Source organism: Castellaniella sp., from assembly GCF_004321985.1.
GTDB lineage: Bacteria > Pseudomonadota > Gammaproteobacteria > Burkholderiales > Burkholderiaceae_B > Castellaniella.
In genome coordinates this window covers 1-1,465 of the sequence record NZ_SCQN01000049.1, presented here as the reverse complement: position 1 = coordinate 1,465, position 1,465 = coordinate 1, and the positions used below count along the sequence as shown (strand labels likewise).

2 protein-coding genes are annotated in these 1,465 nt (G+C 61.6%); one reads left to right on the top strand and one right to left on the bottom strand.

Features of this window, described 5'->3' with window-relative positions:
- Positions 1-552 (bottom strand): DUF937 domain-containing protein (locus EPN31_RS13740; protein ID WP_291774192.1); only part of this gene is annotated, 552 nt, incomplete at its 3' end.
- A 114-nt stretch (positions 553-666) separates the two neighbouring features.
- Between EPN31_RS13740 and EPN31_RS13735 the strand changes: the two genes are divergently transcribed.
- Positions 667-1,421 (top strand): IS5 family transposase gene (locus EPN31_RS13735; RefSeq protein WP_291774190.1). Its coding sequence is split into 2 segments (ribosomal slippage): positions 667-1,000 and positions 1,000-1,421, totalling 756 coding nucleotides; the frame shifts between segments, so codons are not numbered across the junction.
- Positions 1,422-1,465 lie beyond the last annotated feature (44 nt).

The window sequence follows — 1,465 nt, the reverse complement described above, 5'->3', positions numbered from 1 at the left end:
TGGCGCCTGTTGCTGCGGCGAGGCTGGTTGGCCTCCCAGCATACCGCCAAGCCCGCCCTGCTTCATCATCTGCTCGATGATCTCGGCCAACGGGTTGTTGCCCGCGCCGGCCGCTGCCGCAGCCGGCATCTGGTTGGTGGATTGCTTGAACAGGCCGCCCATGACCATCGAAGCGATGACCGGCAGCATCTGCTGTAAAACCTGCTGGCCGATGCCGGTCGCCTGCGCGGCCTGCGCCGCCACGGCGCGCGAAAGGTCCTTCGAGCCGAACAACTGGCCGAGCACGTCGTTGCCCTGGCTCACGCCCTGCGCGGAAAAGGCATTGCCGGCGTTTTCGAAATATTTGGCGTGGTCGCCGCTGGCCATGGCCGACAGGAAAGAGCCCAGTCCGGACGGATCGGCCGTATTGCGTTTCAGTCCTTGCGAAAACGCCGGAAGCAGCGCCTCCACCGCAAGCTGCGTCTGCTGTTGCGACAGGTTGAACTGCTTGGCCAGCAATTCCATGCCCTGGCCGTTCTGCGCCTGCGTCAGCATATCGAACAAAGGAAGCATCGTCTGGTCCTCCGGGGACACCGCTCCCCGCAAACAGCCTAGGGTGCGGACCCAATAACGGTATTTCCACGGTCGCTGGATCGTGATTCAGTGCGTCATCGAGGAGGTATCGATATGGCTGATTTCTTTTGGTTTTCCGATACACAGTGGGCGCGGATCGAGCCGCTGCTTCCGACCGACGTGCGCGGCAAGCCTCGCGTGGATGATCGCCGTGTGTTGAGTGGGATCGTTCATGCTCTTCGTTGCGGGGGGCGTTGGGCCGACTGCGCCGATGTCTATGGACCCAAGAAGACGCTCTATAATCGGTTTGTCCGCTGGGCAGAGCGCGGCATTTGGGAAAACATCTTCAGTGCGCTGGCAGGGGCGGGAGATGCGCCGGACCGGCTGTTCATCGATAGCAGTTGCATCAAGGTCCACCGCTGTGCGGGCGGCGGAAAAGGGGGGCCCTGGCTCATGGTATCGGCCGCACGAAAGGCGGACGAAACACCAAGCTCCACGCCGTCTGCGACGAGAAGGGCCGCCCCTGCGTCTTGCTCCTGACACCCGGAAACGTGCACGATTGCAAGGTTGCGCAGTTCTGCATCGGTGCGATGCCACCCTCTGCCGAACTTGTCGCCGACAAGGGATATGATAGCCAGGCGCTACGAGAATGGCTGGTCGAGCGTGGCACCGAGCCCGTCATTCCGCCCCGCAAGAACCGCAAGATCCAATACGACTATGACCGCGCGATCTACAAACAGCGCAACGTCGTCGAACGCATGTTCTGCCGCTTCAAGGACTGGCGACGCATCGCAACCCGATTCGACCGGAACATCAAAAACTTCATGGCCGCCATCAGCCTCGCCGCTACCGTCATCTGGTGGCTTTAGTGAGTCCGCACCCTAGTGTCTTGGGACACGGAGTTCAAAGAACC